This window comes from Ruania rhizosphaerae (assembly GCF_009805705.1).
In the GTDB taxonomy this organism is placed as follows: domain Bacteria; phylum Actinomycetota; class Actinomycetes; order Actinomycetales; family Beutenbergiaceae; genus Ruania; species Ruania rhizosphaerae.
The window spans coordinates 233,440-249,048 of the sequence record NZ_VSMB01000005.1 but is presented as its reverse complement, the minus strand read 5'-3'; the positions used below and the strand labels follow the sequence as shown (position 1 = coordinate 249,048).

At 68.8% G+C, this 15,609-nt stretch carries 8 protein-coding genes; 7 read left to right on the top strand and 1 reads right to left on the bottom strand.

What is annotated here, in order from left to right:
- Positions 1-48: 48 nt before the first annotated feature.
- The 4 genes from FV560_RS09930 to FV560_RS09915 all read left to right on the top strand — a co-directional run bounded on the left by FV560_RS09930 (position 49) and on the right by FV560_RS09915 (position 13,063).
- Positions 49-2,169 (top strand): hypothetical protein, encoded by a 2,121-nt coding sequence (locus FV560_RS09930; RefSeq protein ID WP_159621367.1) that lies wholly within the window; start codon positions 49-51, stop codon positions 2,167-2,169.
- Positions 2,166-3,452 (top strand): FAD-dependent oxidoreductase, encoded by a 1,287-nt coding sequence (locus tag FV560_RS09925; RefSeq protein ID WP_200837594.1) that lies wholly within the window; start codon positions 2,166-2,168, stop codon positions 3,450-3,452. The genes FV560_RS09930 and FV560_RS09925 overlap by 4 nt, the downstream gene beginning before the upstream one ends.
- Before the next feature lie 222 nt (positions 3,453-3,674).
- The gene (locus FV560_RS09920; RefSeq protein ID WP_159621366.1) at positions 3,675-7,952 is read left to right on the top strand and encodes a phosphodiester glycosidase family protein; all 4,278 of its coding nucleotides are present in this window, start codon (positions 3,675-3,677) and stop codon (positions 7,950-7,952) included.
- A 104-nt stretch (positions 7,953-8,056) separates the two neighbouring features.
- Positions 8,057-13,063 carry an Ig-like domain-containing protein gene (locus tag FV560_RS09915; protein ID WP_159621365.1) on the top strand — a complete coding sequence of 1,669 codons (5,007 nt, stop codon included), beginning with the start codon at positions 8,057-8,059 and terminating at the stop codon, positions 13,061-13,063.
- 44 nt (positions 13,064-13,107) lie between these two features.
- Here the strand turns inward: FV560_RS09915 and rsmI are convergent, their stop codons facing one another.
- Positions 13,108-13,950: a 16S rRNA (cytidine(1402)-2'-O)-methyltransferase gene (rsmI, locus tag FV560_RS09910; protein ID WP_235020041.1), complete on the bottom strand. Its 843-nt coding sequence runs from the start codon at positions 13,948-13,950 to the stop codon at positions 13,108-13,110.
- A gap of 296 nt (positions 13,951-14,246) precedes the next feature.
- On the opposite strand from rsmI, the gene FV560_RS09905 reads away from it, so the two are divergent.
- From FV560_RS09905 to FV560_RS09895, 3 genes are all read left to right on the top strand, one after another.
- The gene (locus tag FV560_RS09905) at positions 14,247-14,807 is read left to right on the top strand and encodes a dihydrofolate reductase family protein (protein WP_159621363.1); all 561 of its coding nucleotides are present in this window, start codon (positions 14,247-14,249) and stop codon (positions 14,805-14,807) included.
- Between the two features lie 117 nt (positions 14,808-14,924).
- Complete coding sequence (locus FV560_RS09900) at positions 14,925-15,188, top strand: hypothetical protein (protein WP_159621362.1); 264 nt, start codon at positions 14,925-14,927, stop codon at positions 15,186-15,188.
- The gene (locus FV560_RS09895) at positions 15,185-15,595 is read left to right on the top strand and encodes a PIN domain-containing protein (RefSeq protein WP_159621361.1); all 411 of its coding nucleotides are present in this window, start codon (positions 15,185-15,187) and stop codon (positions 15,593-15,595) included. The genes FV560_RS09900 and FV560_RS09895 overlap by 4 nt, the downstream gene beginning before the upstream one ends.
- Positions 15,596-15,609 lie beyond the last annotated feature (14 nt).

Genomic DNA, 15,609 nt, shown 5'->3' with positions numbered 1-15,609 from the left:
CAGAGCACCAATGGAGGCACCACCACCGCGGGGTGTTCCACGACCGCAGTGAGCACCGCGATTGGCGAGCACCGCGCGATCCCCGTCGAGAACCTGCGCGAGCGTCTGCTCTCGGAGGTGCTCGCCTACGGCGACTGCGCCTATGACCCCGCGGTCGGGCTCCTGCGCGAATGGGCCGAGCCGAACCCGATCCACACGCGCATCGGGAATACTCACGCCCACCGGTACGTGCCGAGCGGGTACTACGCCCTGGCTCTGCTGGAGGCCGGGCGCATCGGGGACGCCGAGGCCGTACTGATAGCGCTGACCGCCGGGCAGGACACCGACACGACCTCTCCCACCTACGGCCTGTGGGGGTACTTCGCCGAGGAGCCGGTGGCGCGGATGGTGCCTCCGGACTGGAACCAGGCCGACTTCAACGGGCGCACCCTGGCGATGGCGCTACTGCGCCACGGCGACCGGCTGTCCGGTGACGTGGCGGCGGCGGTGCGCTCCGCCGTCGGGCATGCGGCCGGCTCGATCCGCCGGCGTGAGGTGCACCTGGACTACACGAATATCGCCGTGAAGGGCACCTATGTGACGGCCGCGGCCGGGCTGCTGCGCGAGGACGCGGACATGACCGCGTACGCCGCGGACCGGTTGCGCCGGTTGGCCGCCCGGATCGACCGCACCGGCACCTTCGCCGAGTTCGCCAGCCCCACCTACTGGCTGGTGGCCGCAGAAGGCCTGCAGGCCATGGCTGAGCTGGGGATTCCCGACGGCGGTCTGCTGGCCCGGGTGCAACACCGCCATTGGCAGCACCTCGCCGTGCGCTGGAATGCGGGGATCGGTCAGATCGCCGGGCCGATGTCCCGCGCGTACGCCGACGACGTCACGCGCCTTCCGGCGCTGGCGGCCTACCTGGCGCTGGCCCTCGCCGAGGTGGCCGGAGGTCCCGTACCCGGGCATGAGCAGGTGGCACTGCCTGAGGTGACCACGCCCCTGGTGTGGCCGGTGCTGTTGCACCCGCGGGTGCCCGAGGATCTGGTGAGTCACTTCGTGCCGGGATCGCGGCGCCAGCGCGATCGGTGGCGTCAGCAGCCCTCCCAGCACCGCGAACTCGTGGTGCTCCGCGATCCTGACACCGCACGGGAGCAGGCCGGCAGCTCGGCGCTGGCGGAACAGGTGGCCACCTCGTGGCTGGCACCCAACTTCACGCTGGGGTCGATCAACCAGTCGGACACGTGGCTGCAGCGGCGGGTGCTGCTCGGGCAGTGGGCCTGCGGTGGCACAACCGGATCGGGCAGCCCCGCTGGATCCGGTGCCCCGGCCGGAGCGGGTCCCCCAGCCGGAGCGGGTCACCCTGGCAGAACGGAAACCCTCCGGCTGCGGGTGCTGCGGGACGGTGAGGACGTCGCGGCCGGGTCGTTCTCCTCGGTGCAGGAGGGCGACCGCCTGCTGTGGGCGGTCGGCCTGGCACTTCCCGGTGGAGACCGGCACCTCCACCTGGACCTGCTGCCTGCCGGGGATTCGATCCCCGGCGAACGCTTGTCCGTAGTGTTCGAGGTCAGCGCGACCGATGCCCGGTGGTTCACAGGTGGCGACCTCTTGCACGATGGGGATGCGGTGCCAGCAGGTGAGGTGGTGCAGGTGATCGCAGACTCCGTGGTGATCGAGATCGGCGTCGCCGCGCTGAGTATGGGTGGTCGCGTGGTCCGCTCCGGTGATCGACTCGAGGTCGTTCTGCGCGCGGGTGAGGGCCGGCTGGATGTGACCGGGCCGCTCGCCGCGGTGGGGACACTGCGGATGCGGGAGCGTGCGGGCCATGATGCGGCCGCCGTCGGGGCGGGGAATGGAGGCGCCGCCGGGGCCGGTGACGGCAGTTCATCCGGAGCGCCGCAACACCAGGACCCCGTCGAGGTCTCCTGGACGCCCACCACAGTCACGGCGAGCTGGACCGGCACCGGCCACGAGCGCGAGCTGGGTCTGACAGCACGCAGCATCGTGGGCACACGGGCCGAGCACGCCGAGGCGTTCCGGTCGACGATCGGGGGCGTGCCGGCACCTGCGCCCCGCCTCTCGGACGACCTGCTTGTCCGTGACGACGCCACCAGCGAACGGACCGGCAACACGACCAGCACACCGGCCACCCGCATGGGGGCCACCGACAGCCAGGAGAACAGATCGTGACTGCAGAGCACTATGACGTGATCGTGGTCGGTGGTGGACCGGCCGGGGTTCCGGCGGCGATCCAGGCGGCCCGGTTGGGGGCACGCACGTTGCTGGTGGAGAAGAACGGCGGGCTCGGCGGGACGACCACGACGGCCGGGATCAACCTGCCGGGCCTGTTCCACGCCTGGGGTGAGCAGGTGATCGCCGGGATCGGGTGGGAGCTGGTCGCCCGCACGATCGAGCTCGCCGGGTGGGAGCTGCCGGACTTCACCGACTACCACCGGCCCCACTGGAAGCTGCAGGTCCGGGTGCCGATCCCGCTGTACGCAGCGGTCCTGAGCGAGGCGGTCGCGGCCAGCGGTGCCGAGCTGCGTCTGCACACCATGGTCGCCGGCGCCGAGCGCACGAGCGGCGGCTATGCGGTGCAGCTGTGCGGCAAGGAGGGCCTCACCCGGGTGAGGGCTGCGCACCTGGTGGACTGTACGGGGGACGCGGACGTCGTCGGGATCCTCGGGCTGCGGCGCCACCGAAACGAGGCGTTGCAGCCGGCCACGCTGACCATGCGCCTGAGCGGGTATGACATGGATGACGTGGATCGGCCGGCGCTGGAGGCGGCGTGCGAGCGGGCGTTGGCCGAGGGGGAGCTGCTGCCTGCCGATCTGGGGGCCAAGGGCGCGCACGTGATCGTCCCGTTCCTGGCCAAGCGCGGCGAGAACGCGATCCACCTGCCGGGCACTGACGGCGCCACCAGCGCCGGGCGCACCGACGCCGAGGTCGCCGGTCGATCGGCGATGCTGCGGATCGTGCGGTTCCTGCGCCGCCAACCCGGGCTGGAGGGGGTGCAGGTGGAGTGGGCCGCGGCCGAGGTGGGAGTGCGCGAGACACACACGATCGTGGCCAGGCGGCAGATCACCGGTGGTGAATATCTGGCGGGAACCGTGTGGGAGGACTCGCTGTGCTACTCCTTCTACCCCATCGACATCCACCGCCCCGACGGTGACGGCATCGCGAAGACCTACCTGAGCGAACCCACCGTGGCCACCATTCCCAGGGACGCGATGATCCCAGCGCAGGACGCCGGGATCATCGTGGCCGGTCGGTGCATCGACGGCGACCAGGAAGCCAACTCCGCCTTCCGCGTGCAAGCCACCGCCATGGCCACCGGGCAGGTCGCCGGCGCCACAGCCGCCGTGGCCACCAGCGCCGGGACAGACCTCGCCGACGCCCCACTGGACCAGATCCGACGGGAATTGCGGGCCCACGGAGCCATCGTGCCCGAGGCTGCGTCGACGGTGGCCTGAGTGTCGCTGCGCGGCTGATTCTCGACACTCAGGCCACCCTCGTCGGGGTCGCACTTCACGGGTCGGCCACGGAGAACTGATCGACGTTGTACACCCGTCGGCCACCACCGGGTCACTGCTCGGTCATGACACCTTCCTAGCCTGAGCGTCTGCGGGCCATTCACGGCCACGTCGTGCATTCAGATTCATGCACGAATCAGAACCTGCTCGGAGGAGTCCGTCTTGTCCCTGCTCACCGCACCACCGAGGCGCTCGGCGCCGGGCCGACGAGGCCTGGCCACCCTGCTGGGCGCCATCGTCGCCGCACCGCTGGCCACCGTCGCCCTGAGCACATCCGCCCACGCATCGAACGCCGATCTCATCGAGTCGATGAATCTCGATGACTCCGGCAATGCCGTGATCACCCATCAGGAGCACCGCACGGTCGCCCCTGGCGTCGACCTCGTGAGCGTGACGCGCATCGAGGACGAGGGGCGCCTGGACATGGACATCCTCGTGGCCGATCTCGGCTCCGGGCAGGTCCGCGCTGACTACCTGTTCCCGGGTGTGGTCTCCGACGCGGTGCCCGTCTCGCAGATGATGGCGGAGAACGGGGCCGTGGCCGCGGTCAATGGCAGCTTCTTCGACATCAACAACTCCAACGCCCCGCAGGGGATCGGCGTCTCCTCCACCGCCGGGATCGTGACCGTGCCGGACGGCGCGGGCGACCAGCCGGTGGTCTTCACCACCGAGGGGCGCGGCGAGATCGCACCGGTGGAGTACACCGGCCGCGCCGTGTTCAACGGCGACCTCGAGATCGAGATCTCCGGGGTCAACACCCCGATCCTGCAGGATGGCAACGTCGCGCTCTTCGATGCTCGCTGGGGCGACCACACCCGTACCCGCGCCACTGGTGACGGGGCCGTGGAAGTCGCGATCGACACCGAGACCAACACCGTGGTGCAGGTGTCCGACGGAGCCGGCACCGGAGCGGTACCGACCGGGGTGGTCTACCTCGCCGCCCGCGCCGGTGACGCCGCGGACGCGCTGCGCGAACTGAACGCCGGGGACACCGTGGAGATCACCCAGGAGGTCACCTCCCCAGCCGGCGAGATCGCCAGCGCCATCGGCGCCAACCACCTGCTGCTGGACGATGGGACGGTCCAGTCCCACAGCGACCAGGCCGTGCACCCGCGTACCGGCGTCGGGTTCACCGATGGCGGCAACACCATGCTGCTGGTGACCGTGGACGGGCGGATGCAGACGAGCCGGGGACTGAGCCTGACCGAGTTCGGCACTCTCTTCGACCAGCTCGGCGCCGACGACGCCGTCAACCTCGACGGCGGTGGTTCCTCCACGATGTCGGTTCGTGAGCCCACCACCGAGCCCAGCGAACCTGCGATGAGCACGTTCAGCTTGGACCCGAGTGTGCCGAACACTCCGTCGGACGGGTACGAGCGCCCGGTCCCGAACGGCATCGGCCTGTTCGTCGAGGAGGGCAGCGGCGTGGTCGACCAGTACGTCGTCCGCGCGGAGATGGACGCACCGGAGACCGCACGCGTGTTCCCCGGCCTGCATCGCACGCTCGTGGCCCATGGCGTGGACGAGATGGACACCTCCATCCCGGACACGGCCCCGGAGTGGACGGCGTCCGGCTCAGCCAGCGTGGCACCGGGCTCGGCCAGCACAGCAACGGCTATCGGCAACGATCCCGGCGAAGCGCAGGTCACTGCTGCAACAGGTGACGCCACCGGAACCTTCGACATCACGGTGCTCAACGAGCTGCAGCGCCTGAGTTCCTCCGAGTCCGCGGTCCAGCTGCCGGACCAGGCCACCGCCCGCGAACTGATGATCTATGGCCACGACAAGAATGGCTTCCGGGCTCCGATCGAGGCTCAGGACATCACCGTGGAGGGTAACGAGGACGGGACCTTCGTTCTTGAGCCTGGTAAGCACAGTACCTACGTCGTCAGCTCCGACGCCGAGACCGCCTCGGCCCGGATGACGTTCACCGTGAATGAGACGAGCATCGACGTGGCGTTCACGGTCGGATTCGAGGAGCGCATGGTCTTCGACTTCGAGGATGTCGGCACCTGGCGCACCACCGGTGCGCGGTCCACCTCCTCGGCCGACCCTGCCCCGGATGCGGGCCACGACGGCAACGGCGCGGTGGCGCTGACCTACGACTTCTCCCAGTCGACCGGCACCCGGACCGCGAACGCGCGGCCGGAAGCCGATCACCCCGGCTACGAGGTTCCGGGACAGCCGAGCGAGATCACGCTCTGGGTGCGTGGCGAGTCCAGCAGCGGCGCCAACGCGGAGACCTACGTCGGCTACTCCGACGCCGACGGCGCCTGGAAGTACATCTACGGGCCTGCACCGCAGGGCACCGACTGGCAGCAGATGAGCTACCCGGTCCCCGAGGGCACGCCGTACCCCATCCGGATCCGGATGGTCAGTGCCTACGAAACCTCCGGCGCGCAGTCGTACACCGGCACGATGTGGTTCGACGATCTCACCGCCCAGGTTCCCCCGCAGGTCGACCTGCCCACCGAGGAACTCCTCACCGATGACGTGATCGCCGAGACCGGCGCCACGGCCGATGCCCCGTTGCGGGTGGCCGTCATGTCGGACGCCCAGTTCGTCGGTCGCAACCCGGACAGCAGCATCGTGCAGGCCGCTCGCGAGACCCTCCAGGAGATCGTGGCGGCGGAGCCCGATGTGCTCATCATCAACGGCGACCTCGTCGACGAAGCGGCGACCGAGGACTTCGACCTCGCCCGCGAGGTCCTGGACGATGAGCTCGCGGGAGTCGATTTCCCCTGGTACTACGTGCCCGGGAACCACGAGATCGCCGGTGCGCCGATCGACAACTTCGTCGCCGAGTTCGGCGACACGTTCGGCACGTTCGATATCGACGGCGTCCGCTTCATCACGCTCGACAACTCCCCCTCGCAGTTCTCCCACAACGTGGATCAGCTGCAGATGCTGCGAAGCCAGCTCGACGATGCTGCCACGAACCCGGAGATCGACGCGGTCGTCGTGGCCCAGCACATGCCCATCGACGACCCGCTTCCCGAGCGCGCCAGCCAGATGAGCAACCGGCTCGATGCCGAGGATCAGCGGCGCTGGCTGCAGGAGTTCACGGAGAACTCCGGCAAGCCGGTGGCGCTCGTCGGTGCCCACGTCGGCATCTTCCACGCGAAGACCGAGGACGGGATTCCGATGTTCATCAACGGCAACTCCGGCAAGAACCCCACCACGAGCTCGTTCGGCTCGTTCACGGGGTGGACCATGCTGGGCGTCGACCCATCGGTGGCACAGGAGGGTCCGGTGGCGCCGTGGATCGAGGCCGAGGTGATGACGCGGGTGCAGGAGATCGACCTCGGCATCCCGGACGCCCGCCAGGAAGAGGCCCGGGACGCGGCGTCGGTGCAAGCCATGGCCGCGCAGGAGACCACCCTGCTCGCCGGCGACACTCTCACCCTGGAGCCGACGATCACCCAGGACGACACCCGCGTGGTCCCGGTGGCATGGCCCATGAGCCACTCCTGGACCGGGTCCGATGGCGTGTGGATCGGTGACCCGGCACAGGCCCCTGCGCACGCCGTGCTGGCCTTCAACCCCGACACCAACGAGCTGCACGCCCTCCGAGCCGGTGAGGCCACCGTGACGCTCACGGTCAACAACGGCTCCGAGTCCCTCGCGGTCACGGTTTCCGGGATCACCGGCGAGACACCCACGATCGAGGGCACCCCACAGGCCGGCGAAACCGTCACCGCCGAGGCGGGCACGTGGGGGCCGGACGGAGTCACGCTGAGCTACCAGTGGTTCGCCGACACGGCGATGATCGACGGCGCGACCGAGGCTGTCTTCACCCCTGGTGAGGAGCAGGTGGGGCGGACCCTGCGGGTGGAGGTCACCGGAACCCATCCGGACTACCCTTCCCTGACGCTCTCCAGCGCACCGAGCGCACCCGTGGCTCCCGCCGAGGTCGCACCCCCGTCGCTGGAGCTCTCCGTCGATGAGGTCCGCGTGGGCGAGTCGCTGGAGATCACCGGCCGCGACTTCTCCGCGTCGGCCGACCTCGAGATCCGGTTGGAGCCGGACAACCTCATCGTCGGCGAGGCGACAGCAGACGAGGATGGCTCCTTCACCTCCACGGTGACGATTCCCGAGTCGGCCACCGATGGGCTCGCGACCATCCGCGTCGCCGATCCGGGCACGATGCTCGAGGCCTCGTCCGCGCTGATGATCCTCCCGGCTGCCGGCGAGGAGAACCCGGGTGGCGAGGAGAACCCCGGGGAGGACGAGACGCCAGACGATCAGGCCCCGGGCGGCGACACGCCTGGTGAGGAGTCGCCTGGTGGTGAGTCAGGCGACGATCAGGAGACCCCCGGCGGGGACCAGCAAGGCGGGCTACCCACCACGGGTACCACCGGCCTGATGGGCGTCACCGGCCTGGCTCTCGCGCTACTCCTCGGCGGAGTGCTCATCCGCCGCAGGATGACCGCCAGCTGACCCGAGCGTGTCACGGGGGAGGCTGCGCCGGCCTCCCCCGTGACGCATACCTGGACACAGTCGAGGGTTGCACACCCATTGAACGAAACCGTACAGTTTCGCTCATGATGCGTAGAGACGGCCGATTCCCACAACGCGCGGTGCCTCTGACACTGGTGACAGCGCTCCTGTCGACGGTGGGGGTCGCCACCGTGGACGGGGGGCCACCATCGGTCGCACACGCTGACGACACCCCGATCAGTGACTACGACGACCAGTGGCTCAACGACAACGCCCTGCGCTTCCACGATCCGCAGGCGGTCACGTCCACAGCCCAGGCACTGCCGGTATGGCTGGGTATCGGCCACGACGAGGACGGCGACATCGTCGCGAGCGCCGTCGAGAAGAACCAGGCGGGCCTGTCGGCCGAGGTCAACGGGCTCGACCCACTACCCGACGTCGTGCCCACCGGGCTCGCAACCGACGTCACGCAGTACCCGGACGGGCCCGACTACGACGGTGAAGTCGTCGCGTTCACCACCGGCATCATCCGCGACGTGGAACTCAACGGTTCGCTGGCGCCGAGCGAAGACCTGGTCGTCGTGATCGAGGGCGGAACCGGCGGCCACGGCAAGGCACGCATCCACAGCACGATGGCCGACGGACTGCCCTACGACCAGACCCTCGACTTCGGCGCCCTCACCGAGTGGGACGACACCAACGTGGTCGACGTCGCGATCGTGGACCGGAGCCTGTGGGTCGCCTCCCAGTCGCGCCTGTTCCGCTTCGACTTGGACGGCGGCGAGCTGTCCCTCACCTACCGGTCGGAGGAGTTCACAGGCACGCTCATCGGCATGTCAGCCGACACGGGCTGGGGTGAGCCGGAGCTCGCAGTGGTCACTCGCATCCACAACGACCTCGAGATCAGGCGGCTCGCCCCCTCCGCGGCCGTCGCCGACACGCCCGACACCCCGTTCCCCGGACCGTCCGAGGACTGGATCGGTTCGCCGTGGCTCACCGTCGACGAGCAGATCGGCAGCGCCGACCGCGCGAGGTTCGTCGGGAGTGAACCGATCGGCGCCCTCCTGATATCGGGCGAGACCGGGGGCGACCCAGCCAGCGCGGCATATGCGATCGAGCAGCGCAGACTCGCCGACGCCATCGTCACTCCGATCGGCACCTGCGCCGGCGCGACAGACATCGATGTCATCACCGGCGAGACCTTCACAGGCTCGACGCATCCATCGGAGGGAACGATCGCGTGCGTCGGTCCTGCCGGCGGAAGCAGTTCCATCTGGACAGGACAGGTCAGGTACGACCCCGGCATAATCGACACCGACGCCCCGTTCCAGGCCGGAGCCCGGGTGTCCAGCCCGCTGCCGCTCGACGGCGGTTTGAACGCCTACCGGGCGTCGATCGAGCTCAGTCGGGTATGCGACGATGTCGAACGCCTCGTCCCCGGCGCCAGTTGCGAGGACACCTACCTCAACGCGGCCGTGGTGACCGCGGCCGCATCGGATACGCGTTCGCTGTCCGATCCGTTGTCGCTGGCAGACCAGAGCATCCTGTCCTCGCACCAGCTCATTGAGGCCGGCCTGGCGCGTTCCGACAACGAGAACGACGTCATCGACAGTGGGACGGTCGAGATCTGGCCGACCTGGGTGCAGCCCGTCGACCCTGGGTTCCAGATGCGTCGCAGCTCGCTCGACGAGGTGGTGGTCACGATCACGCTCGACGACGACCTCGCCGGCTGCCGGATCCCCGGCGACGGCGAATCGAAGTCCGACCCCGGCCTGCAGTGCTCGCCGCCGGTGGTGCTGAAGGACCCGCAGCCGATCGGGTTGCTGATGGCGCCACCCACCGTCGCCTCGGCCGGACAGTCCGTGGCAGCGCCGTCGTTCGGCACGACCTCGACGACCTCCACCGGCGTCTCGGAAGGGGTGAGCTACTCGGTCGGGATCCAGGTCCACGCCGGGGGTGACGTGCTGGGCAACGGCGGGTCGATCGCGGCCGGATTCACCAATCAGTACAGCACCGACACGACCCTCGAACTGACCGAGACGAGCGGCGAGGGGTACGGCGGCAGTGCCGAGGACGACACGATCATCTACGGTTCGACGCGGGTGATGCAGTACTCCGGCGAGGTGGTCGAGTCCTCCACGGGTCTCGGGCTGGGGCGAACGGACGACGCATTCGAGACGCCGATCGCCACCACCACCGCGAGCTCCAGCGTCGCGGCCGCTCGGGAACGGTTCCCTGACGCCTTCGGCGAGTACGGGTTCGGTCCTGGCATTACCGAGGCTCTCACCCACACCATCGGCGATCCCGGCTCGTACCCTGGCGGCAACGCCGGCATCAACGACTACTGCATCGGTACGATCGACGGACAGGCGGTCGACGAGTTCGCGAACCTGCTCCGCTACAAGCAGGACGTGTTCGGCAATACACTCAGCCCGCTCGACCCTGAAGACGCGATCCGCGTCGGCGGACGTCACCCCGTCACCGCCGGGTCGTCGGGCGTCGACTACTCGACAATCAGCTACAGCGAGTCGGAGACCACCTCGTGGATGAACACCGCGGGCGCCGAGCTCACCGCCACTGCCAAGGTCGGGGCCGACTTCTGGATCGGCGAAGCCTTCGCCGAGACCTCGCTCACTCAGTCTCTCGCCGGCAGCGTCGGCGGCTCGTCGACCTTCGGTGAGGGGACCTCATTCGAGGGCGGCGTGGGCGATCTTCCGAGCGAACTGCTCAGCGACCACGAGTACTCGTGGAAGATGTTCCTCTGCAAGCGCAACCTCGGCCAGGGATACCCCGTATGGGTGCTGAACTATGCGGTTGAGAACTACGACGCGGATCCCCTGGCCGCGGTCGGCGACCTCGCCGTCGAGGCACCACGTGCCGGTGCGTTCACCGACACCGAGCCCGATCTCTCCTTCAGTGCCACCGATGCCGGTGAGCCGATGACCGCCGACGCGCTCAACCGCAGTGCGGGCATCAGCATCGATATCGAAGGTCTCGACACCGCCGACGCTCGGACCATCGAGCTCAACGAGGTCGCCAGCGACGCACCGCTGTGGATCGACCAGAACGCTGAGGGCACGTTCACGCTCCGCTTCGACCAGCTCGACGAGGAACCGCTGGATCCGGCTGCGACCTATCGCTGGCGGGTGCGGGTCGCCGACGAGATCGCCACACCGTTCCAGTCGGAATGGGCCTACTTCAACACGGCCGGCCCGCCCGAGGCGCGCTTGGTCGTCGAGGGGTCGACCGGCGGTGCGGTCACCGTCGGTGAGACCATCACGCTCCGCTCCACCGGTGAGACCAACGGCCTCGACTCCACCCACCTGTTCCGCAGCGGCGCGACCGTGATCGACGCCGGATCAGGTGACGAACCGACCGAACGCCGGTGGGTGCCGGAGCAGGTCGGCTACGTGCCACTCGGGCTCACGGTCACCAACGCGGCGGGAGAGGCCAGTGACTCGGCCGTCATGCTCGTCGCGCCGGCAGGCGTCGAGGACACCTACGACGCGATCGAGGACACGCCCCTCGTCGTCGATGCCGCCGGCGGCGTCCTCGCCAACGATGACGGCGTCACGACCGCCGAGCTGGTCGACGACGTCCACCAGGGCGAACTCACGTTCAACGACGACGGCAGCTTCACGTGGGTCCCGCCATCCGACCTGTGCGGTCCTACCAGCGCGACATCGTTCACCTATCAGGGCCGCGGGGGCGGGCTCGACGCGCTCGAGCCGACGACGGTGGTGCTGTCGGCATCGAGGTGCGTGAACGACCCGACCGAACTGGCGGCCAGCTCGTGGTCGATGCTCAACAGCGAGTCCGTGTTCGTCGCACCGGACGGGGCATTGATGGCTGGCGCGAGCGACATCGACGGCTACACCAGCGACGACACCCGCATCGAGGTCACGCAACCCGAGTTCGGCACCGTCACCGTGCTCGAGGACTGGACGTTCCAGTACGAGCACATGGCGACCGACTGGTGCGGGACCACCACCTTCCAGGCGCGCAGCGTCGCGTCGACGCCCGGGTTCGACGATCTCGCGGGTGAGTGGGTCACGCACACGTTCGAGGTCATCTGCCCGCACGCTCCTACCATGAACGACTCGACCGCCACGGCGACCGAGGACACGGCGCTGTCCACCACACTCGAGGGGAGCGACGCCGACGGCGATGAGCTGACGTTCTCGATCGTGACCGGTCCCGCACATGGCACCGCCGAGATCACTGACGACGTGCTCGACTACACCCCGGCCGCCGACTTCTGCGGGCAGGACACCGTCGAGGTACGCGCCTCCGACGGGGAGCTCACCAGCGATCCCGCCGTGGTGACGATCGAGGTGTCGTGCACCGACGACGCCCCGGTCGCCCATGACGACCAGGTCTCGACCGAGCCCGGCACCCCGGTCGAGATCTCCGTGCTCGGCAACGACACCGACGTGGACAACGTGTGGCCGACGAGGGACCCGATGCCACCGCTGAACGAGGGGCTTTCGGTGACCACGACCGGAACCGCGTCGAACGGCACCGTCACTCTCGAGGGCACCCTGGTCTCCTACGATCCGGACCCCGGGTTCGTCGGCACCGACACGTTCACCTACGAGATCACCGACGGTACGTTCACGGCGTCCGGCACCGTGGAGGTGACGGTGGCCCGCGACCAGGAACCCGACGATCCCAGCGATCCCGGCGATCCGGATGACCCAGGGAGCCCAGGCACGCCCGGCGATCCGGATGACCCAGACGACCCGGCCGATCCCGGAACCTCGACCTTCGAACCGGTCGAGACGGTCCAGGTGGCGACAGAGCCGGGTACGGGTGGCGCGATCGTCGAGTACGAGACCCCGCAGCTGCACGGGGACGCGGCCGGGTGGACGGTGCAGTGCACCCCGCCGAGCGGCGACTTCTTCCCGGTGGGGACGACCACGGTGACCTGCACCGCCGTCGACGGCACCGGGCACAGCACGGACACGACCTTCACCGTCACCGTGCGCGGCACCGACCTCGCACACACCGGTGCAGACGTGGTCGTGCTACGAGCCGCGCTGCTGTTGCTGATCGCCGGAGCCGTAGCCCTGCTGTTCGCCCGCCGACGCCAGGCGCCGTCGGGGTCGTGACACGGGCGCGCTGAGTGTTGCCGGGAGTGACGTCCCGGCAACACTCAGCGCGCCCGCAATGCAGCCTCGTACAACTCCCGTTTACTCACTCCGGTCGCATGGGCAACTGCGGCCGCCGCCTCTTTCAGTCGTTCTCCGCTCGCCACCCGTTCCAGGACGGCGGCCACGTAGTCTTCCGGTCGACTCACCTCGGGTGCAGCACCGGCCACCACCACGGTGAACTCGCCGCGCATCTCACCCCCGGCCCACCCGGCCAGGTCGGCGAGCGTGCCGCGGCGGACCTCCTCGTAGGTCTTGGTCAGCTCCCGACACGCCGCGGCTTGGCGAGTGTCCCCGAAAACCTGGGCCATCGCCGTCAGGGTGGCCTCGATCCGGTGCGGGGACTCGAAGAAGACCATGGTGCGCTGCTCGGTGACGAGGGCGGTGAGCATGCGTTCCCGGTCCCCCGCCTTGCGGGGCAGGAAGCCTTCGAAACAGAACCGGTCGCTGGGCAGGCCGGAGAGCGCGATCGCGGTGAGCGTGGCACTCGGACCGGGGGCCGCCGTCACGGGAACACCCGCCTCGGCGGCGGCACGCACCACGCGGTAGCCCGGGTCGGAGACGGCGGGCATGCCGGCGTCGGTGACGACGAGCACGATCTGCCCGTCCTGTGCAGCCTGCACCAACTGCTCGCCGCGGCCGGCCTCGTTGTGCTCGTGGTAGCTGACCACCCGGCCGCCGATGGTCACCTCGAGGCGGGCCGCGAGCGCCCGCAGCCGCCGGGTGTCCTCCGCGGCGATCAGGTCGGCGGTGGCGAGCAGACCGCGCAGCCGCACCGAGGCATCGTCGGGATCACCGATCGGGGTCGCGGCGAGGACGATCGTTCCGGGGCGGATCTCGGTCGGCACGCCTGCCAGTGTGCCGCATCGTGGAGCCGGGAGACTCACGTGCGCGTCACGGCACCGGCATCTCGTCGAGTTGTGCTGTCGGTGCGCGACAGCGGGCGTGGGCTGCGTCGATGATGGTGGCGACGAAGGCGCGGCTCGTCTCCTCAAGCTGGACTGAGCGGTCCGTGTCCGCGGAGATCTGACATTGACTCCGATGTCCGTCAGGTCGAACATCGTCTACCTCCAGGGGCCTCGCAGAACGTGGGCATCTGCGGGACAATGCTTGGGTCGATCGCATCAACGAGGAGGGCGGATCGATGCGCCACGTGACGTACTCGCTGGGCATGTCTCTGGATGGCTACACCATCGGGCCGGACGGCAGATTCGACTGGTCGGAACCGGATGAGGAGGTCTTCACCTTCTGCACCGACCAGATCCGCGACGTGAGCACGCACCTGATGGGGCGGCGGCTGTACGAGACGATGCTGTACTGGGAGACTGCGGACACCGATCCGGCACTGAGTCCGCTCGAGCGGGAGTTCGCGGTGCTGTGGAAGCAGATCCCGAAGGTTGTCTTTTCCACTACATTCACCTCGGTCCAGGGGAACGCGCGGTTGGGCTCAGGCCTGGCGGAGGAGATCGAGCGGCTACGGGCCGAACCAGGCGCGGGCACCATCGCGATCGGCGGCTCCACCCTCGCCCATGAGGCGGCCGCGCTCGACCTGATCGACGAGTACCAGCCTCGTGTTCACCCCGTATTGGCCGGCGGCGGCACCCCGTACTTCCCGCACCACCAGCGGCGGGTCGACCTCGAGCTCGTCGAGTCCCGCACGTTCGCCTCGCAGGTGGTCTACCTGCGCTATCGCGTTCGCCGGTAGCACAGGTAGCGCCGGTAGCACAGGTAGTGCAGGTAGCGGTCGAGGAACTCGGCCACCGTGCAGACTTCCGTGCTACACGACTTCGGTGCTACACGGTTGCGGGCGTATGCTGGACCTATGGCGAATGTGACCATCACCGTCGACGCGGACACACTCAAGCGCGCAAGAATCCGAGCGATCGAACGCGGCGAGTCAGTGAACGCTTTCCTGGCTTCGCAGTTGCGCAGGTACGCCGATGCCGACGATGCGATCGCCCGCCAGCGAGAAGGGACCGCGGACTTGATCGAGGTCGCGCGGTCGATCGGTGGCCGGTCCGAGAACAGGCGATGGAGCCGTGAGGATCTGTACGTCGAGCGCCTCAACCGGTACCCGGCCCGATGAGCGTCTTCCTTGACACGAATATCCTCGCCTACCTCTTCGACGACGATGAGACGGACAAGCAGGTTGCAGCGCGCGAACTCCTGCTGAACCTGGACGTTCCGGCGTACATCAGCACGCAGGTCCTCATCGAGTTACATGCTGTGTTGACCCGGAAACTGCGCGTCTCACGTCTCGACGCGGCACGGGCGATCGAATCGATCCACTACCCCGTCGTCTCCACTGACGAGGCACTGGTCGCCCGCGCCGCGCACACCGCCACGGAACACTCTCTGTCGATCTTCGATTCCCTGATCGTGGAGAGTGCCGCATCGGTGAGTGCCCGCGAACTCTGGACTGAAGATCTCAGCACGGGTTCGACGATCCGTGGCGTCGCCATCGTCGACCCGTTCCGCATCCACCACACGTGACACCACAACGGCCA